At 47.8% G+C, this 22,232-nt stretch carries 27 protein-coding genes and 1 pseudogene; 15 read left to right on the top strand and 13 right to left on the bottom strand.

From position 1 onward, the window contains the following. Positions 1-214 precede the first annotated feature (214 nt). Together PMG71_RS02085 and PMG71_RS02080 are read left to right on the top strand one after the other, a co-directional pair. The gene (locus PMG71_RS02085; RefSeq protein ID WP_283751982.1) at positions 215-619 is read left to right on the top strand and encodes an SxtJ family membrane protein; all 405 of its coding nucleotides are present in this window, start codon (positions 215-217) and stop codon (positions 617-619) included. 34 nt (positions 620-653) lie between these two features. Next, a complete protein-coding gene (locus tag PMG71_RS02080) occupies positions 654-803 on the top strand; it encodes a DUF5989 family protein (protein ID WP_271942356.1) in 150 nt (49 codons plus the stop codon). A gap of 265 nt (positions 804-1,068) precedes the next feature. Here the strand turns inward: PMG71_RS02080 and proC are convergent, their stop codons facing one another. The 6 genes from proC to PMG71_RS02050 all read right to left on the bottom strand — a co-directional run bounded on the left by proC (position 1,069) and on the right by PMG71_RS02050 (position 5,081). After that, a complete protein-coding gene (proC, locus tag PMG71_RS02075) occupies positions 1,069-1,872 on the bottom strand; it encodes a pyrroline-5-carboxylate reductase (protein WP_347179178.1) in 804 nt (267 codons plus the stop codon). A gap of 106 nt (positions 1,873-1,978) precedes the next feature. After that, positions 1,979-2,566, bottom strand: a complete 588-nt coding sequence (locus PMG71_RS02070) for a cell division protein SepF (RefSeq protein ID WP_283751980.1) — start codon at positions 2,564-2,566, stop codon at positions 1,979-1,981. A gap of 41 nt (positions 2,567-2,607) precedes the next feature. Then, positions 2,608-2,742 (bottom strand): hypothetical protein, encoded by a 135-nt coding sequence (locus PMG71_RS02065; RefSeq protein WP_283751979.1) that lies wholly within the window; start codon positions 2,740-2,742, stop codon positions 2,608-2,610. A gap of 141 nt (positions 2,743-2,883) precedes the next feature. After that, positions 2,884-3,564, bottom strand: coding sequence for a YggS family pyridoxal phosphate-dependent enzyme (locus tag PMG71_RS02060; protein WP_283751978.1), 681 nt, complete (start codon positions 3,562-3,564; stop codon positions 2,884-2,886). Beyond that, positions 3,561-3,830, bottom strand: a complete 270-nt coding sequence (gene pipX, locus PMG71_RS02055; protein ID WP_283751977.1) for a transcriptional coactivator PipX — start codon at positions 3,828-3,830, stop codon at positions 3,561-3,563. The genes PMG71_RS02060 and pipX overlap by 4 nt, the downstream gene beginning before the upstream one ends. A gap of 360 nt (positions 3,831-4,190) precedes the next feature. Beyond that, positions 4,191-5,081, bottom strand: a complete 891-nt coding sequence (locus tag PMG71_RS02050) for an energy-coupling factor transporter transmembrane component T family protein (protein ID WP_283751976.1) — start codon at positions 5,079-5,081, stop codon at positions 4,191-4,193. Positions 5,082-5,369: 288 nt separating this feature from the next. Here PMG71_RS02050 and PMG71_RS02045 point away from each other — a divergent pair, with 288 nt between their 5' ends. After that, positions 5,370-5,708, top strand: coding sequence for a hypothetical protein (locus PMG71_RS02045; protein ID WP_283751975.1), 339 nt, complete (start codon positions 5,370-5,372; stop codon positions 5,706-5,708). Positions 5,709-5,834: 126 nt separating this feature from the next. Here the strand turns inward: PMG71_RS02045 and PMG71_RS02040 are convergent, their stop codons facing one another. Beyond that, complete coding sequence (locus PMG71_RS02040; protein WP_283751974.1) at positions 5,835-7,277, bottom strand: AMP-binding protein; 1,443 nt, start codon at positions 7,275-7,277, stop codon at positions 5,835-5,837. Beyond that, positions 7,264-7,824, bottom strand: a complete 561-nt coding sequence (locus PMG71_RS02035; RefSeq protein ID WP_283751973.1) for a 3'-5' exonuclease — start codon at positions 7,822-7,824, stop codon at positions 7,264-7,266. The genes PMG71_RS02040 and PMG71_RS02035 overlap by 14 nt, the downstream gene beginning before the upstream one ends. Before the next feature lie 36 nt (positions 7,825-7,860). Here PMG71_RS02035 and PMG71_RS02030 point away from each other — a divergent pair, with 36 nt between their 5' ends. The 3 genes from PMG71_RS02030 to PMG71_RS02020 all read left to right on the top strand — a co-directional run bounded on the left by PMG71_RS02030 (position 7,861) and on the right by PMG71_RS02020 (position 10,429). Beyond that, positions 7,861-8,292: a DUF29 domain-containing protein gene (locus PMG71_RS02030; RefSeq protein ID WP_283751972.1), complete on the top strand. Its 432-nt coding sequence runs from the start codon at positions 7,861-7,863 to the stop codon at positions 8,290-8,292. 33 nt (positions 8,293-8,325) lie between these two features. Continuing rightward, on the top strand, positions 8,326-8,883 hold the full coding sequence (locus PMG71_RS02025) for a chromophore lyase CpcT/CpeT (protein ID WP_283751971.1): 558 nt from the start codon (positions 8,326-8,328) through the stop codon (positions 8,881-8,883). Positions 8,884-8,959: 76 nt separating this feature from the next. Further along, entirely contained in the window at positions 8,960-10,429 is a 1,470-nt protein-coding gene (locus tag PMG71_RS02020) for a hypothetical protein (protein WP_283751970.1), read from the top strand. Between the two features lie 148 nt (positions 10,430-10,577). Here PMG71_RS02020 and bioU read toward each other — a convergent pair whose 3' ends face one another. Further along, positions 10,578-11,582, bottom strand: coding sequence for a (S)-8-amino-7-oxononanoate synthase BioU (gene bioU / locus PMG71_RS02015; protein WP_283751969.1), 1,005 nt, complete (start codon positions 11,580-11,582; stop codon positions 10,578-10,580). Between the two features lie 301 nt (positions 11,583-11,883). Here bioU and PMG71_RS02010 point away from each other — a divergent pair, with 301 nt between their 5' ends. From PMG71_RS02010 to PMG71_RS02000, 3 genes are read left to right on the top strand one after another with little or no spacing between them, the layout of a single operon-like run. Continuing rightward, positions 11,884-12,093 carry a DUF2997 domain-containing protein gene (locus PMG71_RS02010; RefSeq protein WP_283751968.1) on the top strand — a complete coding sequence of 70 codons (210 nt, stop codon included), beginning with the start codon at positions 11,884-11,886 and terminating at the stop codon, positions 12,091-12,093. 46 nt (positions 12,094-12,139) lie between these two features. Next, positions 12,140-12,526, top strand: a complete 387-nt coding sequence (locus PMG71_RS02005; protein ID WP_283751967.1) for a DUF1257 domain-containing protein — start codon at positions 12,140-12,142, stop codon at positions 12,524-12,526. Next, positions 12,526-12,972, top strand: a complete 447-nt coding sequence (locus PMG71_RS02000; RefSeq protein ID WP_283751966.1) for a ferredoxin — start codon at positions 12,526-12,528, stop codon at positions 12,970-12,972. The genes PMG71_RS02005 and PMG71_RS02000 overlap by 1 nt, the downstream gene beginning before the upstream one ends. A 142-nt stretch (positions 12,973-13,114) precedes the next feature. On the opposite strand, the gene PMG71_RS01995 is transcribed toward PMG71_RS02000, so the two are convergent. Next, the gene (locus tag PMG71_RS01995; RefSeq protein WP_283751965.1) at positions 13,115-15,427 is read right to left on the bottom strand and encodes a protein kinase domain-containing protein; all 2,313 of its coding nucleotides are present in this window, start codon (positions 15,425-15,427) and stop codon (positions 13,115-13,117) included. A 324-nt stretch (positions 15,428-15,751) separates the two neighbouring features. Here PMG71_RS01995 and PMG71_RS01990 point away from each other — a divergent pair, with 324 nt between their 5' ends. From PMG71_RS01990 to PMG71_RS01975, 4 genes are all read left to right on the top strand, one after another. Then, a complete protein-coding gene (locus PMG71_RS01990; protein WP_283751964.1) occupies positions 15,752-16,162 on the top strand; it encodes a hypothetical protein in 411 nt (136 codons plus the stop codon). Between the two features lie 150 nt (positions 16,163-16,312). After that, positions 16,313-18,880 carry a pentapeptide repeat-containing protein gene (locus tag PMG71_RS01985; protein ID WP_283751963.1) on the top strand — a complete coding sequence of 856 codons (2,568 nt, stop codon included), beginning with the start codon at positions 16,313-16,315 and terminating at the stop codon, positions 18,878-18,880. 40 nt (positions 18,881-18,920) lie between these two features. After that, the gene (locus PMG71_RS01980) at positions 18,921-19,244 is read left to right on the top strand and encodes a hypothetical protein (protein WP_283751962.1); all 324 of its coding nucleotides are present in this window, start codon (positions 18,921-18,923) and stop codon (positions 19,242-19,244) included. Positions 19,245-19,256: 12 nt separating this feature from the next. Further along, positions 19,257-19,502, top strand: coding sequence for a hypothetical protein (locus tag PMG71_RS01975; RefSeq protein WP_283751961.1), 246 nt, complete (start codon positions 19,257-19,259; stop codon positions 19,500-19,502). Positions 19,503-19,630: 128 nt separating this feature from the next. On the opposite strand, the pseudogene PMG71_RS23775 reads toward PMG71_RS01975, so the two are convergent. The 3 genes and pseudogenes from PMG71_RS23775 to PMG71_RS01965 form a co-directional block, all read right to left on the bottom strand. Beyond that, positions 19,631-19,762: pseudogene (locus PMG71_RS23775) on the bottom strand (DUF5615 family PIN-like protein); the annotation flags it as partial. Next, positions 19,762-19,992: a DUF433 domain-containing protein gene (locus tag PMG71_RS01970; RefSeq protein ID WP_283751960.1), complete on the bottom strand. Its 231-nt coding sequence runs from the start codon at positions 19,990-19,992 to the stop codon at positions 19,762-19,764. The pseudogene PMG71_RS23775 and the gene PMG71_RS01970, both read right to left, overlap by 1 nt. 80 nt (positions 19,993-20,072) lie before the next feature. Further along, positions 20,073-20,918: a PP2C family serine/threonine-protein phosphatase gene (locus PMG71_RS01965; RefSeq protein ID WP_283751959.1), complete on the bottom strand. Its 846-nt coding sequence runs from the start codon at positions 20,916-20,918 to the stop codon at positions 20,073-20,075. Between the two features lie 485 nt (positions 20,919-21,403). On the opposite strand from PMG71_RS01965, the gene PMG71_RS01960 reads away from it, so the two are divergent. Next, positions 21,404-21,916 (top strand): PIN domain-containing protein, encoded by a 513-nt coding sequence (locus tag PMG71_RS01960; protein WP_283751958.1) that lies wholly within the window; start codon positions 21,404-21,406, stop codon positions 21,914-21,916. A gap of 15 nt (positions 21,917-21,931) precedes the next feature. After that, a complete protein-coding gene (locus tag PMG71_RS01955; protein WP_283751957.1) occupies positions 21,932-22,147 on the top strand; it encodes a hypothetical protein in 216 nt (71 codons plus the stop codon). Positions 22,148-22,232 lie beyond the last annotated feature (85 nt).

Genomic DNA, 22,232 nt, shown 5'->3' with positions numbered 1-22,232 from the left:
TGATTCCCGTTTCCCTCTCCTCTAACCAATGGGGGAATAGGGGAATGGGGGAATGGGGAGAGTTTTACACCACTTTCCGCGCTTTTGAGATACATCTCGATCCCCCCAACCCCCCTTAAAAAGGGGGGCAAAGACAAAAGTCCCCCTTAATAAGGGGGATTTAGGGGGATCTTAACCCCTGAGAAAAAGCAAGTAAAAATCATCATTAATCATTATGCATCCAATCAAAAAACTCAGTACAAAAGAACTCCGCCAATTTGGTCTCCTGTTTGGGGTAATGGTGGGTTTGGTTTTCGGGATTGTTTGGCCGTTTCTACTCGGTCATAATAGCGGGCTTTGGCCGTGGATTGTATTGGCGGTGTTCTGGGCTTGGGCGTTAGTTGCCCCTAAAACTCTTGACCCGTTTTATCAAGTTTTTGCTCGCTTTGGTTTGGTGATGGGTTGGATTAATACCCGCTTGATTTTGGGGATTATTTTTTATGTCATCATCACACCAATGGGTTTTTTCCGGACACGGTTTGGAAGTGACCCTATGCGTCGGGAATGGCGTAAACCGGTTGATACCTATCGGATTCCTTCTCATCCTAGACCGGCGAAGAGTCTGGAATACCCATTTTAGTTAGTTTTAAATGTAATCAACTGGAGTTTTGTATATGGAATTTTTTGAAGATCTTTGGGCTTTCTTAGGGGAGCGGAAAAAGTATTGGTTGTTGCCGTTGATTATTAGTTTGGTGATGGTGGGTGCTTTGATTATCCTTAGCCAAGCTTCGGTGATTGCACCGTTTATTTATACTTTGTTCTAGTGGCTTGGTAAGTTTAAGGAGTTCTGATTAATATCAAGTCCGGATAAAGGCTTAAGGAGTGCGGGCATCTTGCCCGCACTCCTCTAATCCCTTGATATTGCTGGAGTGGGAGCGTCCCGCTCCCTAAGTTTTGAATTAGGGTATTTCCGCTTCGCGGACATGAACAATCGGACTTGATATAATGGGTGAAGAAGCGGGCAAGAGGCCCGCACTCCTCTAATCCCTTAATATTACTGGAGTGGGAGCGTCCCGCTCCCTATGATGATTAATTACCTCGTCCCAATTCTTGGGATCGCTCGTAGGCGGCTAAAACGGCTTCGATCAGGGCCGATCGCAACCCGCCTAATTCGAGTTGCCGGACTCCGGCGATCGTGGTTCCTCCGGGACTGGTGACCCGATCTTTGAGTTCTCCAGGGTGTAAACCGGTTTCTTGGATCATTTGTGCTGTCCCCAGAACGGTTTGCAGTGCAAGTTGGGTGGCGATCGCCCTCGGCAGTCCAGCCGCTACCCCACCATCAGATAAGGCCTCGATGGTTAAGGCTACAAAGGCTGGGCCGGAACCTGAAACCCCAGTTACGGCATCCATCAGGCTTTCGGGCACTTCTACGACCTGTCCCACGGCGGATAAGAGAGTTTTAGCCTGGGCTAACCGATCGGCAGTGGTATGGGAGTTGGGGGCGATCGCACTCATCCCCGCGCCTACAGTAGCCGGAGCATTGGGCATAACGCGAATGATGCTGCGATCGGGAAAGGCTGCTTCGAGCTTACTGATGGGCACTCCCGCTAAGATCGACACCAGCAAAGGCATTTTCACCCCGGACAACTCCGTAGCGATTTGAGCAAACACTTGGGGTTTAATGGCTAACAGTACCATCTCCGTTGCTTCTGCCACCTCCCGGTTATTATCTGTCACTTGAACACCATAGCGATCGACCAACTCCTGACGGCGCTCCGACCTCGGTTCACTCACCCGTACCTGATTGGGACTATAAATCTTTTCCGCTAGTATCCGGGATAAAATCGCCTCTGCCATTACCCCGCCCCCAATTATACCCAGTTGCACCATAATACTTAATTCCCTGTTCCCTTTTAAAAAAGAAAAAGAGTAGGTTTAGGTATATTGCACGAATGCTTGCCCCCAACCTAACTCATTTAGTTGTCCTTGCCTCTGACTCCTAAGCCATTTGAGCTGGGTTATCTGTCCAATTCGCAGAAGGGGAGGATGGAGGACGCACGGGACGGACTTGAGACTGGGGATTTTGACTGCCACCAATTTGAGTTTTCACACTCACACAACTGGGTGTGAAGAGGAAAATACTCTCACCAATTCGTTCTTGGTGACCATCGATCGCGTAGGTTCCCCCAGCGACAAAATCTACAGCCCGTTGAGCCTGATCGGGGTCCATCATAGTTAAATTCAAGACCACTGATTTTCTTTCCCGCAAAGCTTGGATCGCTTGGGGCATTTCTTCAAATGAGCGGGGTTCCATAACCACCACTTCGGACATAGAATTGGCTGCTCCAGGCATCCCAATCACATTGTTCATCGGTGCTGCTGCTCCTGGTGTTTGTGGATCGATACCCATTTCTGGGCGTTCCCGCAACCGTCTTCTGGGTTGAGGTACTTCCTCTACTTCGGGTTGGGGATTGTCTTCTTTGTAGATGTTCTGATACTCTTGAGCATCTAACTCATCATCATACCCGTAATCATATACAGGCTCATTCAGACCTACAAAGTCTCTGAGTTTGGAAAATAAATTCATCGTTGATAGAACCTCCTTATCCTGGTACTGAGATCTTCTAATTACCCACCATGCAGTCTAGCAAGAAAGCTTCCATTTTCTTGCATCAATTGTAAATTGATGGCTCCAGCGAGCTGGTTTCCGTAGCCTTGGCGATCGCAGAGGGAGCGCTTTCCGGAGTAGATGGGATTGTCCATTGTCACTAATGTCAGGCTTCTTCTATCTGGAGTCTGAGCAACTATAGGGCACTCAAGTTTTAAGGGGCTGTTCATGAAGATGAGGGAATACTGACAATGGCTTTTACCGGCGAATCACTATTTTGCGGATCTTGAGATCTTTTAGGGATGTCGTTGCCCAAAGAGGGTGGTTCCCAGACGGATCAGGGTGGCTCCTGCTTGGATCGCCAGGGGATAATCTGCTGACATGCCCATGGATAGGTGGCGCATTTGAAGATTTGACCAATCTTGTTGTTTAATTTTATCAGCTAATTCTGCGGTTTGTCGGAAAAGTTCATAAGTCTCTTCTGAATTTAGTCCCAAGGGCGCAATAGACATTAGTCCTTGAATATCCAAGCGATCGCAGCGATCCAGAATCGGCAAGTCATGGAGCAGTTCTGGAACACTCCAACCAAATTTCTGGGGATCGGGGGCGATTTTCACTTGCAGACAAATTTTCGGTTTTGTCTCTAAGCTTTGGGCTAATTCATTGAGCTGTTGGGCGAGTTTTAGGGAGTCTACTGAATGAATCCAGCCAAAACTGGCGATCGCCTTTTTCGCCTTATTACTTTGTAAATGGCCGATGAAGTGCCAGGTAATATCGGTTAAGTCCTTCAGTTCTTCTTGCTTGTGGAGACTCTCTGGGATACGACTTTCGCCAAAATCTCGAATTCCGGCAGCATACGCTTCCCGAATGCGATCGCTCGAAACCGTTTTACTTACTGCGATCAGACGCACGCGATCGGGAAGTGTTGAGCGAATCCGATCGATCCGATCTGCCATCGAGTTCTCTAAATCAGTCATTGGAACGTTCGCTTATGAACCGCCATTAACTCATCATACAGGGAAAGCTTACCTTCCCGCCGCAGCGATCGCAGGCGATTTTCTAACATGATCCGAGCTTCTCCTCGTGTTACCGACTCAAACTTGAGTCCTTCTGGACTAGCGATCACAACAAAAAACAACCGTTGGGCATATAACGTAGTGAAGAGTTCTTTACGATCTTCAATCACACAAACCCTAAACAATAAACCAAATGTAGGATGACTCAGATAAGTTTCGCCAGACATTCACATTAACACTGGGGTGAAAAAATGGGGGATAACGGCTCAAACTGTTCACTTTGAACAAAAGGAGAGGAAATTTTTGGCATCCTGGGAACAGGATATGAAATGAAGCAGACTGACTTGACCCAATAATGACTGCCTCAATCCGTTTCACCTCAAATGAATCCTGCCCTTGCGAACCGTTCTAGATTCCATGGGTGACTCAATGCCTATGGACTTTGATAGGTTTTCAAATTCCATAGTCTATTGTCTTGTGCAAGTCTACTTTACTCTACCAAAAGATGGTCACTTGATGTAGATGTTTTCTCGAACTGAATCTGAGTTCAAATAAATTAATCTTTTTTTCAGGTTTGACCTTCAACCTCAACTCATTTGCCCCCAAATCAAACGAGCTAACCATAACCCCCCTAAACTGAGCAGAGCCACTCCATCCCAGAGCCGCCACTGAAACTGATACCATTCCACCTTATGCTCATGGGGTTGGGTAAAGCCTCGCACATCCATAGCGCTGGAAATTTGAGCCGCTCTAAGCAGCAAATTTTCGAGCAGTCGCTCCACCACCAGTAACCAGACTTGCGAAGAGCGCTTTAAGCCCAACTTCTTCCAGTTAATGGCGCGGGTATTAATGGAGCGAATTAAATTTTGCACCTCTTCCAGCACTAGAGCAATAAACCGCAGGGAGAGGGTTAGAGTTAGAGTGATTTCTGTTACCGGGACTCCCCACCGTTTCAGGGGAGACATCCAAGCTTCTAGGGCGGCTGTCACTTCTTCGGGCGCAGTGGTGAGCAGGAAAAGACCCGTACTATAAATTACGGTAAAAATCAAACTACCTAAACGTAAACCCAGATCCAGAGATAACCGGGTAATCGTTAACTGACTAAATCCCAGATTAAGGGTGAGTAGGGTATAGCGATAGGATGTCGGTTGCGCTAAAGTATCCTCGATCGCCGGTAACCTAGGTTGATGAACCACCGTTAACCCATCCGGAGCCACAATAGTAATTAAGACGATCAGACTTCCGAGCATCAACAACCATCCCAGTTGTTGTTTGAGTACCCGCAAGGGGATAGATGTGGTGAGGGTAATAGCAATCAGGCAACCCACCAGGATCAGACGAAAGGGGGTACTTGCCAGGACGGGGATCGCCAGAAAACTGATTAACCAAATCAGTTTGACTCTAGGATCGAGCCGATGTAACCAGGTGGTAGGGTTTTCGAGATAAAGACCAATGGGGAGCGATCGCAGTAAATCCATTTTGGCATACAGTAAGAATAAATACAGCGCTTTGCCCTAGGCACAAGCAGTAGGGGCGAAAAATATCAGAGCCACTACTTAGTTATACTGTTCAGGGGCCATTATTTCTATTTTTTAGTCTCAAGTCGTCCAGTGAGTATCTATCAGGAGTGCGAGCGTCTCGCATACTAGAGAAATGCTGGCTAGATTCGTGTAGATTCGTTGCTAAAATATTAATAAATTGTTAAGATTATCCATACATGCCCCTGGTCAGGTTGCCACAGGGGATTGCTAGAAGGGAATTGCCCTATGACAATTGAACAATCGTTTTACCAGCAACTCCGCGATCGAGGATACTGGGATCAGACCGAGAGATTATCGGATCGCGATTCCCAGAGTACCTTGGCGTTGGCTTGGTCAAATCCAAATTTGACCAGAGATCCTAGCACGATGTACAAGCTGGTTTGGCTTCTATCTTCAAGCAGCCGACGGAAACGGCTTAGTCCGATAGATTTACGGATTTTAGACCGCACGGCGACGGATTTAGCAACTCAGGGGCAATTGCTTCCTGCTACGAAGTCTTATGTGAAGTATTTGTGGCAGCAAGTTTATACCCAAGAGTATTCTCAAGCGCCTGTCCATGAATAATGAATAGTTAATTCAAAATTTAGGGAGCGAGACGCTCCCACTCCAGTAATATCAAGGGATTAGAGGAGTGCGGGCATCTTGCCCGCTTCTTCACCCTTTAACCGGACTTGATTTACTCATTACTCATTACTCATTACTCAGTATAAGGTCGCGTAAGGTGGCTGGATTGAGTTTGCCTTGGCGAGAGCGGGGCAGTTGCTCGACTGCAAGCCAGGTTTTGGGGTGCTTGTAACGGCTCAGATGGGGGGCGATCGCCTCTTTTAGAGTCTCTTCTAAAGTCTCTAAAGTTACGCTATTATTCTTGGGCACATACACCGCTACAACCCGTTCGCCCCAGTCTGGATCGGGAATGCCGATTACGGCTACATCCTTTACCTGTTGTGTGGCCAGAATTGCAGCTTCGATTTCCTGGGGAAAGACTTTTTCGCCGCCGGTGATGATCGTCTGACTGTGGCGACCGAGGATATACAGATCATTTTGGTGATCAAAATAACCAATATCATCCGTCAAGAAGGGGCGATCGCCGGGAAAAGAATGGGGAAAATAACCTAAAGCGAGGGAGGAAGAGGCGATCGCCACTCGCCCCGGTTGCATCACCGATAAGGGATTTCCCCAGTCATCCTGAATGGTAATCTGAGCATGGGGTAAACATTGCCCGCAAGTGATATTCCCCGCAAAAAAGCGATCGGGTTTCAGCGTCGCCACTTGCGATGCCGTTTCCGTCATCCCATAGGTCAGTGCCACAGGGATTTTAGCCGCTTTTGCCTCTTGCAGCAATGCCGGCCAAGCAGGCGCACCCCCCAACAACACCGCCCGAAATTGAGACAAATTAGCACAAGACTGGGATAACAAGCGCTTGAGTTGGGTGGGAACCAGGGAAAGAAAGTAATATTGCGGATCAAAGGGCAGGGAACCGGTGAGAGATGCATAAGGCAAAAGGGCGAGAGTTCCCCCAGTGAGCAAGGTTCGCATCACTTGCATCAGTCCACTGACATGATAGAGGGGAAGGGTGCAACAGCAGTGAATAGCATCAGATTCATCAGTCCCCCTTAAAAAGGGGGATTTAGGGGGATCGCAAACGACTTCATCAGTCCCCCTTTTTAAGGGGGATTTAGGGGGATCAAAAATCCTGCATTCTGCACCGTTAAAATAGCTGGAAAACCCTGCAACTGAAGCGCCCAGTGTTTCCCAGGTATGCATGGCAAAGCGTATCTTTCCCGACGATCCCCCCGTAGCAATCATTACCCTACCAGGAAAGGGAGGAGGGGGCGGTGCTTCTACCGATGAACAGGGAACCTTTCCCCAAATGAGTTGGGGTTGCACCTGTTGCCAAACTTGTTGCCATTCTGAGGTTTTCCACTGGGGGTTACCCAAAAACACTGGGGTTTGGGTGGAAACCGCAGCGAAAAACCCTGCCAGAAACGATACGGGTTCAGCTTCATTGAGCAGCAGTCTGGGGGGTGTGGCATAATCGCGCAGATGCTGAACCTTGTCCCAGAATAGGGGATAAAGGCGATCGCACTGAGGACAGATGAGATCAAAGGATTTCACTAAATCAGCGATCGTCATTTCGATATCCTTGGATCAAATGGGCGAGAATATGGGCAATATTCCAGGCATCATCTACCCCTCGATGGTGAGTTCCCATCAGAGGCAGATTGAGCAATTCTAAAGCTTGTGCCATCCCCACTTCTTTCGGTAAACCGTAGGCAATGGCCAACCAAGTTTTAATATTAATATGTCGAGTGCTAAAAGGATAGGGGACTTGACGGGCTTGGCATTGCCTCTCAAACTGAGTGCGGTCATAATTGCCATAACTAGCCCAAACTCGGTTAGCCGTGCCATACTGTTTGCGGAGGCGATCGCACGCTTGCTTAAAACTCATACCGCCATCCACTTGTTCTTGAGTTAAAGTCGTCAACTGAGTACAGAACTCGCTGACGGTTGAAACTTCTGGCTTAACTAAAAGACTTTCCTTTTCTAAGGGTTGGCATAACTTTAAATCTAGAGTGGCAATTCCCACTTCAATAATTTCATGTTCCTGACCTGGAGGGGGTTGTTTGCGCCAACAAGTGGCTTCAATATCAATGACAATAATTTGATCGAGTTTGGGCATAACCAATGGTTTGGATCGATAGGGGGAAACTCAACTATGATTTCTAGCTTGTACGATCGAGATTATCATCAATGGCTACAAGAAACAGTAGAAGCTTTGCGAAATCGAGATTTCGATCAAATTGATTGGGATAACTTGATTGAAGAACTCGAAAGTATGGGCAAAAATGATAAACGAGCGGTCATCAGTTTACTCACGCGGCTTTTAGAGCATTTACTCAAACTGAAATATTGGCAAGCAGAAAAAGAGCGCTGTGGCCATCATTGGTCAGCAGAAATCGTCAATTTTCGGGCGCAAATTGAAGCTCGTCTCGAAGATAGTCCGAGTTTGCGATCGCAGCTCCCCCTGATGTACGATAAAGCCTATTCAGTGGCGCTCAAATCCGTCTCTAAGCTCTTTGACTTACCCGAAAATGCCCAAATCAGCTTGTCCCAGGCGATCGATGAAGACTGGTTTGCTGAAGGTTAAAATAGCCAGAAGAGAACTCACTCAACAGGCACAATGTCTTTAAGTCAATTGGCGGATCAGTTATCCGGCACATGGGAAAATCGGGAACAAGCCTTAGATCAACCCGCTTGGTATGTCCATTTAAAAGTATGGCATCAACCCTTACCCTTTTTAGTTGAGGGGTGTTTTGCCTTATTTGCCGAACAAGCACCCAAAGTTAACCTAAGTCAACCCTATCGCCAACGGGTGATGGTGTTGCATCCTACCCCATCGCCCCAAGAATGGCAAGTAGAATATCGACAGTTCAAAGATCCGGGACGGTTTCGGGGAGCAGGAAGTAACCCGACTCAACTCAGTCGGTTGTCCCCATCCGATTTAATTCCCTTACCCGGTTGCACCCTCAATGTTACTCAGCAGGAGCAAACCTTTATCGCTAAACCTCCTACTGATGCGATTTGTACCTTTGAATATGAGGGCAAAACGCGACAAGTGGTACTGGGTTTTGAGGTGAGTTCCGATCGCTTTAAAAGTTACGATCGCGGAGTCGATCCCGAAACCGGCCAATCTCTCTGGGGTGCAATGTTGGGGCCCTATATTTTCCAGAAAGTCTAACTCTCGTTCATGCTTTGTCAGCAAGCCGATGAGAAGATAGGATAATACCCGATCTTCTGCCTTGCTCGAAAATCCTATGGCTCGTTTTTTGCCAACCCGTTGGCCCTTAGTAGTGCTATTCCTTGTGGCGATCGCCACCCGGTTACCCTTCCAAAGTCAAATCCTCTACGAACACGATAGCGTTAATTTTGCTTGGGCGATGGAGGAGTTCGATCTCGAACGCCATCAACCCCATGCTCCGGGTACATTTATCGTCCTGATTTTATCGGCTCGTTTATTAAACCTTTGGTTCAAGGATGCCAATCAAAGTTTGGTGATGGTGAATATTATCGCCATGGCGATCGCCACCTGTGCCATTTATGTTTTAGGCAACCTCTGGTTTAATCGCACAGTGGGCTGGATCGCAGCGTTACTGATGCTATCGAGTCCCCTGATTTGGTTTTACAGCGAAGTGGGATTATCCTACACCCTAGAACTCGCTTGGGTAACTCTGATTGCGATCGCCTGTCATCATACCCGAAATGGGAATCATCGCGCTCTGTTGCTTTCGGCGCTCCTCTTAGGATTATCTGGGGGTATCCGTCCCAATACTCCCATTTTCCTCTTTCCCCTCTGGAGTGTAGCTACAGGGTTAGCCTGGCGCGAGAAACGCTATGGAGCAACAGAGATCATCTTAGCCTTGGGTATGGGGGCGATCGGGGTTTTGCTTTGGGGAATTCCTCTCTTAATTCTCTCTGGCGGTTTAGATGCCTATGCGATCGCCATTCAAACCTGGTTAGACCGCCATCTTGAAGATAGTGACAGTATACAAGAAATCATCTCTAATCTACGGTTATGGCTCTATACCCTAGTGATGACCCTAGGGTTTGTTACGATACCCTTACTGGGTTGGGTTACCGCTCGTCGCTTCCGACTGCCTCCCCTCCCCATCCGCGACTGGCGCACCCAAGCGATTCTGCTCTGGTGCTTTCCCAGCGTCTTCTATCTCACCTTTGTCCACTTCCAACGCCAAGGCCATAGTTATACCGTTATGCCGGTTGTGATTTTACTGGCAGCCTTAGTGCTGAATGGGTATGTAGAACAAAACCGTTGGCGATCGCCCCAAACCCTAAAACTCTGGGTGGTCAGCTTTATCCTCTGTAATAGTTTACTCTTCATCTGGGGGCCGACCCAATGGCGCACCTGGACAAGTCTCCAGGACTACGATCGATTTGTGCAACAGCGACTAGAAGTCATTGAGCAAACCTTTCCCCCCTCCAGCACTACAGTTCTCTCCAGTGGTCAATATGCACGGTTAGTCTCCTATTATTTTCGGGACTATTTCTCTGCGGATTTAAGCATGATCTTGACTGAAGATTTGGCTTTCCTCGATCCGAGAGTTAACACTTTAGTGCTATTTGATTCTAAAATCTTAGCGAATTCACCCGCAAATCTTCAAATACAAGAGATTCCCCTACCCGGAGGCGATCGCCTGCGCTATATTCAATGGCAACTCCCCCAAAACGTTCAAGTGAGCAAGAATAACCTGCTCTTACAATCAAATTAGGCTTACCCCTCTTCTGTCACTTTGTGAAAAAGAGGGGTATCAAGTAGGGTGGGCACTGCCCACCTTACCCATTGTCTAATGGATAACATGGATCGAGTAGAGCAATCTTAGGCTCTACCCTTGTATCGGGTAGAGACACAATTCTCATCTAGCGGACAAATTGGGGCATCACTTCAGCCGCCGTGAACAGTCCGTGAATACCGCGACGGTGTAAGGAAATTCCAGCTTTGAGATAACCAAAGGCTGGGCCGCAAACATTCGCGGCCATGCTGGTTTCATCCCCTAGAGTGAAGGTATGGGTGGAGATTTTGCCTTCAAAGGTGCGTCCGGTGATTTGGACGTTGGTGCTGAGGGGTTTTTTGGGGTTGCGGGTATCGACAACACCGCCGACAGAAACACAGGAGCGATCGCAGATTCCAGCCAATTCCAGCATAATATCATCAGCATGTTCCATATTTTCTAACGCTAGAATACCGTTAGTCTTATCCAGCAGCGCCTCCACCTCAGCATCCGTCATCGCTCTAGCTTTCTCCACATCATAGCCAGGCATATGGGCAATATCTTCGCGAATCGTGGCGCGATAAGCCTCCCAGTTGGCAATACCCACCCCAAACGTAATTTTACACGAGTGAACTTCAGCATAACTTTGGGCAGCCAAAGCCGCAGCCGCAGTCAGCAAACCAGGAGTTGCTCCACATCCCGTCATGTAGGTAATTCCAGCCTTTTGCAGCTCCTCTTGTAGCTCTAGCAGTTGTTCTACAGCACTGGTACGCTTAAGCGCATCCACCAGCACCCCTTGCCAACCAGAGGCGATAAATTGCCGAGCCACATCCGCCATAAACGTATTGGGGAGATTGGGAAGCGCTAGAAAATAGCCCTCTACAGCAGAAGCCTGTTGGATTAAGTCCGCAATGCTATGATCGCTCAGAGTTCCCCATGGCTCTAGATATCCCACCGTATGGGACTCTCGATACACTTGAGCGCAAATATCCCCATCTAATCCCTCTGGGTTGTAAGCATAGCCCTTATGGTCAGCTACTGCCGTTAACCGCATTTCCCCTTTCGGAGCCAACACCTTAGCTGCCGCTTGTCCCAAACCGCCAAAGCCCAACACACCAACAGGCATCACCCCAATATTTTGCTTGTTCATCATAAAATTACACGGATTTTTGCAAAAACTCATCCTTTATTATCAACCATGGTGGGTGCGGCTTCCCTAATGAGAAACTATTGCTAATGGTAACGATTGGGATTTTGAGCGACAAGGGCTGAAAAGCTTATGCCTTCAGTTTCTTGACGCTTGGGGAAAGTTGCGTCAAACTGACAAATAATTGAGGATACACTTCAGGTGTGTCATAATTTTTGTTACGATTTGCGTCGTTATGATGCAGTAAAAGCTTCGTTCATGCGTTTAAGCAAGAACCATAGGCTTTGTTTATCAGAGACAGACTCACATGGAAACCCTAGAGTTCATCATTTACCCGGATGGTCGGGTAATGGAAAAAGTAACGGGCATTGTTGGATCGTCTTGTGCGGAAGTGACCGCAGCCATTGAAGCTCAACTCGGTCATGTTCTCAAAGTCGAACCAACTGCTGAGTATTTTGCCCAAGTGCAACAGGAAGAGAACGTTACAACCAATCAGGCTACATTTAGCCAGTGGTAACGATTTTGTCCACTGTATTTTGTATTTTTACACCCAACAACCTGCCATGTCACACTTTAGTCAAATTAAAACTCAAATTCGCAATTTAGAGGCTCTGAAAACCGCTTTAAGTGAGTTAGAGATTGATTGGAAATCTGGCCCTAGCCCGGTGCGCGGATATCAAGGGCAAACCCATGATGCGGAAGTGGTTATTGAACAAGAGAATGGCTATGATATCGGCTTTAGCTGGAATGGCCAATCTTATCAGTTGGTTTCTGATATGCAGTTCTGGCAGCAGAATCTTTCCGTACAAGGTTTTATTAATCAAATTACTCAGCGCTACGCCTATCATACGGTGGTGCAAGAAACAGCCAAGCAAGGGTTTCAAGTGGCAGAACAGCAAAAAAATGACGATGGTTCGATTCGCTTAGTGCTGCAACGTTGGAGTGCGTAATGGATGATTTTTATCCCCTTTCAACTGAGGATCAGAGTTTAGAACGCAGTGGACTAGAGCCTGAATTAGGCGGTACATGGCGGGATGAACCGGAACGGACAGGATTTGAACCGGAATTGGGGGGAGTTCTGCGCCAGAAAGGGGTTTATGTGGATGAGGTAACCTGTATTGGGTGCAAGCATTGCGCCCATGTGGCCCGAAATACGTTTTATATTGAAGACGAGTATGGGCGATCGCGGGTGATTCGGCAAGACGGAGACCCCGAAGAGCTGATTCAAGAGGCGATCGATACCTGTCCCGTAGACTGTATCCACTGGGTTGATTATACCGAACTCAAACAACTGGAAGAGGAACGAAAATATCAAGTAATGCCCGTTCCCGGTTTTCCGATTAATCGAGCATTAATGTCATCAACCCAACGCCGCTTACACCCAAATCCTGAATAAATCAACACAAAAGACAGTAGGGGTGAACGACAGTTTGCCCCTAGCGTCTTTTATTGTCATATCAGATAAGGAAACCCAACTCATCTGTTGTCTATCCCCTAACCTTGCTTCACTGCTCAAGGTACAGCTATTTACATTTTATCTACTGATTATTGATTGAACTGACTTCCCAGATCTTAATATTGCCATCAGCTCCCCCACTGACTAATAGATCCCCTTGGGGACTAAAGGCTAGGGATAAAACTTCACCATTATGATCTCGGAGTAAGCCGATCGCCTCTTGGGTGTCTAGATTCCAGATTTGAATGGTGCGATCGCCTCCACTACTGGCTAAAATTTTACCATCGGGACTCACCGCTAAGGCTCTCACTTCCCCCGGATGCAGCAGGGTGACTTGTACAGCTCCCGAAGCCAGATCGCGGATGAAAATTTGGCTACCTTGACCGACGATAAACCGTTGATTATCGCGCATAAAGACCAAGGCTCCCACCGCCGTGTTTGTGATTTTAGGCAACATCTTATCCTGGAGATTGACTAAATTCACTTGATATAAATTCCCCGTATCTGTACCTGCAATTAAGGTTTTTTGATCGGGACTGAGGGCCAAACGATTTACCCATCCGGTTTCCCAGGAAAAGGTAAGGCGACGAAAGCCATTATATAAGTCCCATAACTTGACCGTGCGATCGCGACTCCCAGTAGCTAAAATTTTATACTGATTACTCATTGCTAAGGTCACAACCCCTTGCAATCCTTCTTGGGGTTCAATCTCCCACTGTTTGCTATTACCGAGATCCCAAATCTTCAAGCCATCATCGCTACGACTGGCACTGGCCAAGAGTTTACCATCAGGACTCAGGGCGATCGCACTGACGGCATAAGAGCCACGTTGATCTCGATGAGCTTGTAGGGTTTGGCTCGGATTTCCACTGGGTAATTCCCACAGTTTAACTGTACCATCCATGCCATTAGTCGCTAAAACCTGACCATTGGGACTCATGGCGATCGCGTTAATGGGTTCTTTCTGGGAATCAATCGTATGAGCTAACTCAATCTGCACATTCCCTTGATTGAGTTCCGTTTTCTGGGGGGAACGAAACCGGATTTCCCCGATACTGGTTTGATTGCCATACCAAACCCCAGCCACCGCCAAACTTAAAACAAACACTCCCGCTAATAGGGGATGCAGAGAGGGTTGTCGTCGATCGCGCCAAGAGGCTTGCATCACGGGAATGGGGCTGCCTGTTGTCCTCTGGGGATACCCCGGAGTTGAGGGCGGTAAGGGCGTAAAATTCGACCATCCTGGAGCCGGTGAAGGTGCTGGTAATGCTCGATATCCCGTCCACTGATGGGTAGGAGCGGGTTGAATGGGAATCTTCTTACGGTTGACCGGTTTCAGGTGCAGCCCCCGTTTGACAGCGCTTTGAGAGGGAAAGGGATCGCGCCCCTTTAACCGTTGCGTGCGATCGCACCACGGACAGCGATCCAAATGACTCCCATAGTGATGCTGATCATTTTTGCTACAAGTTATTAAATCCCGTTCTGCTTCCTGGAGGGCCAACTGCCACATCTTGGCATCTGGGCGCACATGGGGATTATCAAACCCCTCCTCAAAACAGCGCCGAAACAAAACTTGTAGTTTCGGATATAACATTGTGAACGGGGGAGATACGGGCATAGGCGTGAGGGGAACCGATCGCATCCCATGGGGAAAATACCCCTCAGCAATCCGTTGGGCGATCGCCGGAGGATCGCCCGGCATTTTATACACCCCCGCAAAGGGATGGGTTCCCTCCATCAGCAACTGAAAAATCAACACCGCTAACCCAAAACAATCCTGTTCCGGAGTCCGATTCAAATTGCCAAAGGATTGCCCTTGTAGCTCTGGAGGCGTAAATTCTGGCTTACCCACCGGACAACGATAAACTTCTTTGGTTTGTGGATGTTTCACCTGAATGGAATCCATATCCACTAGGGTAATTAAAGTCGTTTCCGTCACCAAAATATTCGACTCATTCACATCCCCAATCACATATCCCCGCTCATGCAAACTCTTCAGAGCGCCTGCCAAATTTCGCGCCGTTCGATGCAACCGAGAATATTCAAACCAAGGCCATTGAGTGCGGCGAGTTTTGGGATTATACAAATCAATAATCGGTCGCATTCCACTAATGCGCGGCATCAAAAAACCCACCACCTCTTGCTTCTGATTTAAAAGCAAATCCTCCGGCCAAGCAAAAGAAAGATGATTTTGACTCGCAGTAGGATTATTAGGCGGATTTTCCACCATAGCCGCTAATTTAGGGCCATATTCCGGTTTCAGCTTATGGTAAACCTTAGCCACCAGAGTCTGATCTTCGCTCAGTCCATAGACCTTCGCTTCACCACCCACCCCTAATTCTGTGGCAGCTTGTAAATCTATCCAGTGTTGATTTGAGTGGCGTTGAAGCTTCATGATTCGTTGACCTGAAAAGGGGATGGGAGGATAGGGAGATGGGGGGATAGGGGGATTTAATCATAGGATTAAAAGTTTATTTTTTGGGGGTTTGCAGATCTCCAGACAGGGTACTCATGGTCATCGGTTACTTCAGCGCATGGATATTCACCCTTAATTTTGTCATTCCCAGGGCAGGGACGCAATATCGCGATCTTCTCGAATATCCTAGGGCGAGCAGGAAAAAGCAACAATACGATCTAAATTCCAGTGCCATTCCTGGCCACCCTACCTGCTACTGGAATATAAAAGAGATATAAGATGTTTTTCAAGAGGCTTCCCAGCATGGCAAATTCTGATTCTCAGCAGCCCCCAGTATCCCAATCCATTGGTAGTATGACCAGTAGCGGTAGTGGTAATAAAGTGGCGGTCACTCAAGCGGGTAGAGATGCCAAGATTGACCAGAGTACCACTCAAGCATCGGTGGAAAACTCGGATCTGCAAGCGGCACTCGAAGCCATTGCCAACCTAAAACAAGGGATTTCGGTCAGTGAGGTGCTGAACCTGGTGGAGAAGAAACAGGTTGAGGTTACGGTGCAGATGCTGGAAGAGGAGCTACACAAGCCAAAACCGGATAAGAGTATTATTGACCAAACGGTAGAGGCGCTGAAGAAAGGGTTAGCGGGTGTTGCGACGTTAGCGGGGCCGGTGACGCAAGTGGCGGAACTGGTGGCGAAAGCTTGGGCAACTCTTTAATAGAGTGTGCTAAGTCAGCTATAACAAGTCATTGCGAGTGGAACGGAGTGGAATGAAGCAATCTCGACCATCTCGGTAATTGTAGCGTTTCCGCTTTGCGGACATCAAAAGCAATGAATAGCAACTGACATTAATTAATCTCTGGGGACAATGAGTCAGGACACAAAACCAAACCAACCTCCGCGCCAGCAGTCTGTTGGCAATACTACCGCTTCTGGTGCAGAGAATCGCGCAGCAGTAGCCAATGCTGGTCGAGATGTTCGGATTGACCAGCACCAGATTATCTACAATTACTACTATCAATCCCAGATTCAGAGCGGGTCTACCGAGTCGAGTCAGGAACCGGATAACTTACCTTGTCCCTATCGCGGGTTATTTCACTTTGGGCCGGAGGATGCTGAATTCTTCTTTGGACGGGAGGATTTTGTCAAGCAGCTCTATAAGGCGACGCAAACCCGTAGCTTTATTCCGATTTTGGGCGCTTCTGGCAGTGGCAAGTCTTCCGTGGTGTTTGCGGGGTTAGTGCCGAAGTTGCAGCAGGAAGGGAATTGGCAGTTTAGTTATTTTCGTCCGGGAGCCATTCGCAAGAAGGATAAACAGGAGAGTCCCGACCCCTTGTTTGCTTTGGCTCAGGCTTTGGTTCCTCTGTATGCTCCTAATAAGAATGAAACGGAGCGGATTCAACAAAGTAATCAATTAGCAAATTGGCTCCGTAGTGGTGAGATTTTATTGTCCGATGTCATTGAGCAGATTACTCATAATTATCCCCAGTCTCGGTTACTGTTGATTGCCGATCAATTTGAAGAACTCTACACGGTTTGCGAGGATGAAACCACTCGTCGCCAGTTTCTGGATATTCTGATTGACAATATCTATAGTAGAGGGTCTGACTCGCCCTTGGTCTTGGTGCTGACGATGCGGGCAGATTTTTTGGGTAATGCGCTCTCATATCCCAGTTTTGCTGAGGTGCTGCACTCGGATATGAAGTTGGGAGCGATGAGCGAGATGCAACTGCGGCAGGTGATTGAGAAGCCAGCGCAACAATTGGGGGTGGAGTTTGAGCCGGGTTTGGTGGCGAGTATTCTCGATGATATCGAGGAGCCGGGAAACTTACCCTTACTGGAGTTTGCCCTAACTCAATTATGGAAACAACGTGAGGGAAAACAGATTAGCCATGTTGCTTATCAAGAGATTGGTGGAGTTAAAGGAGCGTTAACTCGTCATGCAGACGGAGTGTTGCAGAAGTGGACAGTGGAGGAACGAAAGCAAGCGCAGTCGATTTTGATTCGTTTGGTGAATCTGGGAGAGGGGACGGGAGATACGCGCCGACAGGTGACTCAAGGGGAATTAAGCGCATGTGACTGGAGATTTGTGACGACGTTAGCCACGGAGCGGTTAGTGGTTACGGGTGAAAATGGGAAGGGAGAAGAAACGGTTGAGGTGGTACATGAAGCTCTGATTCGCTACTGGGGACAACTGAGAACCTGGGTGAATGAGAATCGAGAGGCGATTCGAGAAGGTCGCCAACTGGAAGCCGAAGCGAAGGAGTGGGATAACCGAGAGAGAAATCAAGGTTATCTGTTGCAGGGAAGACGGTTGCGAGATAGCAGGGAGTTTCAGCAGGAACATGGAGAGGATTATCCCTTATCGGAACTGGCAAAAGCATGGATAAAAGCCAGTGTTCGACAGACAGGGCGAAATCGCTTGAAGTTTGGGGGGCTTTTGGTGATTCCTTTGGCTATTGTATTGGGTATTGTATTTGCGATCGTTGAACCAAGGATCAGAGAAGCCAGAATTGAACATGCTTACAATATTCTAAAATCAGGGTCTGTTGCCGAAAAGCCGAAAGCAGTTCTTTATCTCACTAGCCGTTGTTGGCGACATTCAAAACTCTTTGATTCATTCCATCCTTCTCTAGCATTGAATTCTGCTCTAAAGTCGATGCCTTTTATCTTCGGTAATTGTGAGCCTCTCTTTGAAGCCAACCTCAGTGGAGCCAACCTCAGTGGAGCCGACCTCAGTGGAGCCGACCTCAGTGGAGCCAACCTCTGGAGAGCCAACCTCAGTGGAGCCGGCCTCAGTGGAGCCAACCTCAGAGGAGCCGACCTCAGAGGAGCCTACCTCAGTGGAACCGACCTCAGAGGAGCCTACCTCAGTGGAGCCGACCTCAGTGGTCAGCTCCTCAGTGGAGCCAACCTCAGTGGAGCCAACCTCAGTGGAGCCGACCTCAGAGGAGCCGACCTCAGTGGAGCCAACCTCTGGAGAGCCAACCTCAGTGGAGCCAACCTCAGAGGAGCCAACCTCAGAGGAGCCGACCTCAGAGGAACCGACCTCAGTGGAACCTACCTCAGAGGAGCCTACCTCAGTGGAGCCGACCTCAGAGGAGCCTACCTCAGTGGAGCCGACCTCAGTCGAGCCGGCCTCAGTCGAGCCGACCTCAGTCGAGCCGACCTCAGTCGAGCCGACCTCAGTGGAACCGACCTCAGTGGAGCCGACCTCAGAGGAGCCGACCTCAGTGGAACCGACCTCAGAGGAGCCGACCTCAGTCGAGCCAACTTTCGCGCAGATGAAGTACGGGAAAAAGTTAAAGACTTAACTCCTGAGCAAGTTAAATCGGCTTGTGGTTGGCAAGAAGCCAAATTTGATCCAGAATTCTTACAACAATTGAGTGCATCTCCTGACCCCCAAGAGCCACCTGATTGTAGTCGGTGGGAGTAGTGGGGATGGGGAATGGGGATAGCGTCGCCCACACCATCAGATGCAGCTATCATACTCCTATGGCGATCGCATCTATCTGGATGTTTGCTGTCTGCATCGCCCTTTTGACGATCGCTCGCAACAGAGAATTCAACTTGAAACCGAGGCAATTGAGCAAATCACCTTTGGATGTTTATCAGGAGACTTTATGTTAATCAGTAGTACAGCTATAGAGTCTGAAATTTATCAAAATCCCAACCCCAATCAGGCTGAACAAGTTATGCAGTCTTTATCAATTGCCCAAGATAAGATATTCGTGACAGATAGTGTGGTTAGTCGTGAAAATATGAAGACATTCTCAGGGTCAAAGTTGCCAATCCTGTGATTTGGTTAATGAATGTTGAAACCTCAAGAGGAAAATAATAGTATGACTCCAGTTGAACTGGCTAGAAAAGGCTTTAAGGTGTTAGTCGATAACCTGGGTTATGTTGATTCGGTAAAATTTTTGAGACTCTTTGACCCAGGCCATGGAGATTACACCGCAGAGCGTCATCAATGGCTAGATGAAATGAGTATGGATGATATCCTCGCAGATATTCACCAGCGTCAAAAACAGTCTACTTCCGATTCTCAATCCGATTAAACTATAGGCGATCGCGATCCTCTCGAATTAACACCGTGCTATCCCTAAAACCAAAATCTTGCGGATTAGCTCTAGGACGACTGCGAATTCTGTGCAAAACATCTGCCATTGACTCCCTCTCTGATAATAGCATAATCCCAAACTTGGCGATCTGGCACAGAGCCTAATCCAAGCCTATCAACATGCATAGAATTAGGATAAATGTCTGCCAGACGATCAACTAATCGAGGTGAGAGATTTTGGTCAAATAACAACATGATTACTCAACGACTACCATCAATCGCTCCCGTTGAGCAGCAAAACTTAAACAAGCTAAAATATCCTCTTGGGTGAGATAGGGACAATCTTCTAGAATTTCTTCATAGGTCATTCCAGAGGCTAAGTATTCCAGGACATCATAAACTGTAATTCTCATGCCTCGAATACAGGGTTTTCCTCCCCGTTTGCCGGGTTCAATGGTAATGAGGTTGGCAAGGTTGGCTGGTAACATAGGGCGCTTCGCACGGTAATGGGTAATCGTCTTCTGAGAGATCTTAGCCTAGACGGGAGCGATCGCGATCCTCTGGCATTTTATGAATGTTTCATTGACTTCAAGCTGGCTAATACCATAGTTAAATCATCATCTGTTCGTTCCGTAATCCGGGGATGAGCCAGAAATTCCTCCAATTGACTTTGAGCTGCTTGGGCATCTTCCATTTGATCGACAAACCGGAAAAGGGGCGTGAAAAACGGAGCATGGGGATTACCTTCGGGTAATTTTAGGGCCAATCGTTGTAGTCCATCCGAAAAGAGGGCAAAATGGGCAATTTCTCCTTCCCAAACTTTAATTTGGGCGCTCTCTAAGGCGTTGGGAGAAATCAAAAAGGTAGTTTCATTGGCATATTCTCCGTTTTCTGGCTGGGTGAGTGCGGTAAGATGACCTTGGCGATCGCCAATTACCACGGCTCCATCACCGACTTGCGCGACTGCTACCTTCTGGGAATTAGCCACCAAAATTAACAATGTACTCGCTAACTGACGCACTTCTATATCTCGACTCAAGCTTTCTGCGGCGATCGCATTTTGAGCTTGTTCTAACACTTCCCCTAATAGCTCTTCCCAGCAGACCTCGGCATGTTCTGCCTCTAATTTATCCCATTGGCGCTTAATCTGCTCCACTGCCGTTTGCGTTGCCACTTGCGCTCCCACATCCGACAACGACGCAGAACCCGCCCCATCTGCCACTGCTGCCACAATCCATCCCGGCCCCAGAATATCCCAAGCATGGGCATCCTGGCAGGGTTGTCCCCGCTTCTGATGGCTCGTTCCTAACACCGAACTGGCGATCGCCTGCCACCCATTCAAAGGCGATAAAATATGGTCAGGATCGTGGGGGATGGGGGTTTGCAGATCTCCAGACAGGGTACTCATGGTCATCAGTTGCTTCAGTTGTGGATACTCACCCCAATTCTGTCATTCCCAGGGCAGGGAAGCAATAAGTGAGTAATGAGTAATGAGTAATGAGTGTAGTGCGAGCATCTTGCTCGCTGCCGTTCTCTAGCGAGCAAGATGTTTGTCCTTCGGACACGCTACGCTAACCCACTCCTTGCGTTGCCTCATTTGAGCTGAGACAGTCCCAAAATCCTTTAAATCAGCCATAATAGCCTATTAACCTTAACCCATTAATTTCTTAGGTACGGGAGCGATCGCCATCCTCTCCCATTCACAGAGTCAGATCCATGCGATCGCAGGATGGGCACGATAGTGCAGTGGACTTTCAATCCGATCATGGTCTTCTCCTGCCGACCCGCCATCCCTAAAAATGGAGTAAACTTGATTAACAGTGAGACACATCAATCTCTCTACAATCTATCTAGAACATCGGTATATGTAGGGGCGAGCGGCCGCTCGCCCCTACAGCCATGTCTCATTACTATTCCAATTGGCTATATGAAAAAATTCTTGACATTGGAGGAAGCGATCTAGTGAACTATCGCATCTATATGGATGTTTGCTGTCTGCATCGCCCTTTTGACGATCAATCACAACAGAGAATTAAACTTGAGACCGAGGCAATTGATCAAATTACTTTACGATGTTTATCAGGGGACTTTATCTTAATCAGTAGCACAGCTATAGAGTCTGAAATTTCTCAAAATCCTAATCCTAATCAGGCGGAACAAGTTATGCAGTCTTTATCAATTGCCCAAGATAATATATTAGTTACAGATAATGTGGTTGGTCGTGCAAGGGAGTTGGTTGGACTAGGGTTGAAATCTTATGATGCCCTACATATCGCTTGCGCTGAAGAGGGGAATGTTGATATTTTCTTAACGACTGACGATCGCCTGATGAAAAAAGCGATAGAATATGAAGATATTCTCAGGGTCAAAGTTGCCAATCCTGTGATTTGGTTAATGGATGTTGAAACCTAAAGAGGCGAAAATAGTATGACTCCAGTTGAACTGGCTAGAAAAGGCTTTAAGGTGTTAGTGGATAACCTGGGTTATGTGGATTCGGTAAAATTTTTGAGATTGTTTGACCCAGGCAATGGAGATTACACCGCAGAGCGTCATCAATGGCTAGATGAAATGAGTATGGATGATATCCTGGCTGATATTCACCAGCGTCAAAAACAGTCTTTTTCTGATACTCAATCAGATTAAACTAGAGCGCTTCGCAGGAGAGAATAGGGTCTGATACATCTTAGCCGAGATTAGCCGAGACGGGAGCGATCGCCATCCTCTCCCA

Origin of the sequence: Roseofilum acuticapitatum BLCC-M154, assembly GCF_030068475.1 — a bacterium.
Lineage (GTDB): Bacteria > Cyanobacteriota > Cyanobacteriia > Cyanobacteriales > Desertifilaceae > Roseofilum > Roseofilum acuticapitatum.
Note: the sequence above shows the minus strand (reverse complement) of the source record. Positions and strands in the feature narration are given on the sequence as shown.

Excerpts from the sequence above, each read along its gene's own strand:
- PMG71_RS02085 (WP_283751982.1), top strand. The coding sequence starts at position 215 with ATGCATCCAATCAAAAAACTCAGTACAAAAGAACTCCGCCAATTTGGT.
- PMG71_RS02080 (WP_271942356.1), top strand. The coding sequence starts at position 654 with ATGGAATTTTTTGAAGATCTTTGGGCTTTCTTAGGGGAGCGGAAAAAG.
- PMG71_RS02070 (WP_283751980.1), bottom strand. The coding sequence starts at position 2,566 with ATGAATTTATTTTCCAAACTCAGAGACTTTGTAGGTCTGAATGAGCCT.
- PMG71_RS02065 (WP_283751979.1), bottom strand. The coding sequence starts at position 2,742 with ATGGACAATCCCATCTACTCCGGAAAGCGCTCCCTCTGCGATCGCCAA.
- PMG71_RS02060 (WP_283751978.1), bottom strand. The coding sequence starts at position 3,564 with ATGACTGATTTAGAGAACTCGATGGCAGATCGGATCGATCGGATTCGC.
- pipX (WP_283751977.1), bottom strand. The coding sequence starts at position 3,830 with ATGTCTGGCGAAACTTATCTGAGTCATCCTACATTTGGTTTATTGTTT.
- PMG71_RS02050 (WP_283751976.1), bottom strand. The coding sequence starts at position 5,081 with ATGGATTTACTGCGATCGCTCCCCATTGGTCTTTATCTCGAAAACCCT.
- PMG71_RS02045 (WP_283751975.1), top strand. The coding sequence starts at position 5,370 with ATGACAATTGAACAATCGTTTTACCAGCAACTCCGCGATCGAGGATAC.
- PMG71_RS02040 (WP_283751974.1), bottom strand. The coding sequence starts at position 7,277 with ATGACGATCGCTGATTTAGTGAAATCCTTTGATCTCATCTGTCCTCAG.
- PMG71_RS02035 (WP_283751973.1), bottom strand. The coding sequence starts at position 7,824 with ATGCCCAAACTCGATCAAATTATTGTCATTGATATTGAAGCCACTTGT.
- PMG71_RS02030 (WP_283751972.1), top strand. The coding sequence starts at position 7,861 with ATGATTTCTAGCTTGTACGATCGAGATTATCATCAATGGCTACAAGAA.
- PMG71_RS02025 (WP_283751971.1), top strand. The coding sequence starts at position 8,326 with ATGTCTTTAAGTCAATTGGCGGATCAGTTATCCGGCACATGGGAAAAT.
- PMG71_RS02020 (WP_283751970.1), top strand. The coding sequence starts at position 8,960 with ATGGCTCGTTTTTTGCCAACCCGTTGGCCCTTAGTAGTGCTATTCCTT.
- bioU (WP_283751969.1), bottom strand. The coding sequence starts at position 11,582 with ATGATGAACAAGCAAAATATTGGGGTGATGCCTGTTGGTGTGTTGGGC.
- PMG71_RS02010 (WP_283751968.1), top strand. The coding sequence starts at position 11,884 with ATGGAAACCCTAGAGTTCATCATTTACCCGGATGGTCGGGTAATGGAA.
- PMG71_RS02005 (WP_283751967.1), top strand. The coding sequence starts at position 12,140 with ATGTCACACTTTAGTCAAATTAAAACTCAAATTCGCAATTTAGAGGCT.
- PMG71_RS02000 (WP_283751966.1), top strand. The coding sequence starts at position 12,526 with ATGGATGATTTTTATCCCCTTTCAACTGAGGATCAGAGTTTAGAACGC.
- PMG71_RS01995 (WP_283751965.1), bottom strand. The coding sequence starts at position 15,427 with ATGAAGCTTCAACGCCACTCAAATCAACACTGGATAGATTTACAAGCT.
- PMG71_RS01990 (WP_283751964.1), top strand. The coding sequence starts at position 15,752 with ATGGCAAATTCTGATTCTCAGCAGCCCCCAGTATCCCAATCCATTGGT.
- PMG71_RS01985 (WP_283751963.1), top strand. The coding sequence starts at position 16,313 with ATGAGTCAGGACACAAAACCAAACCAACCTCCGCGCCAGCAGTCTGTT.
- PMG71_RS01980 (WP_283751962.1), top strand. The coding sequence starts at position 18,921 with ATGCAGCTATCATACTCCTATGGCGATCGCATCTATCTGGATGTTTGC.
- PMG71_RS01975 (WP_283751961.1), top strand. The coding sequence starts at position 19,257 with ATGTTGAAACCTCAAGAGGAAAATAATAGTATGACTCCAGTTGAACTG.
- PMG71_RS01970 (WP_283751960.1), bottom strand. The coding sequence starts at position 19,992 with ATGTTACCAGCCAACCTTGCCAACCTCATTACCATTGAACCCGGCAAA.
- PMG71_RS01965 (WP_283751959.1), bottom strand. The coding sequence starts at position 20,918 with ATGACCATGAGTACCCTGTCTGGAGATCTGCAAACCCCCATCCCCCAC.
- PMG71_RS01960 (WP_283751958.1), top strand. The coding sequence starts at position 21,404 with ATGTCTCATTACTATTCCAATTGGCTATATGAAAAAATTCTTGACATT.
- PMG71_RS01955 (WP_283751957.1), top strand. The coding sequence starts at position 21,932 with ATGACTCCAGTTGAACTGGCTAGAAAAGGCTTTAAGGTGTTAGTGGAT.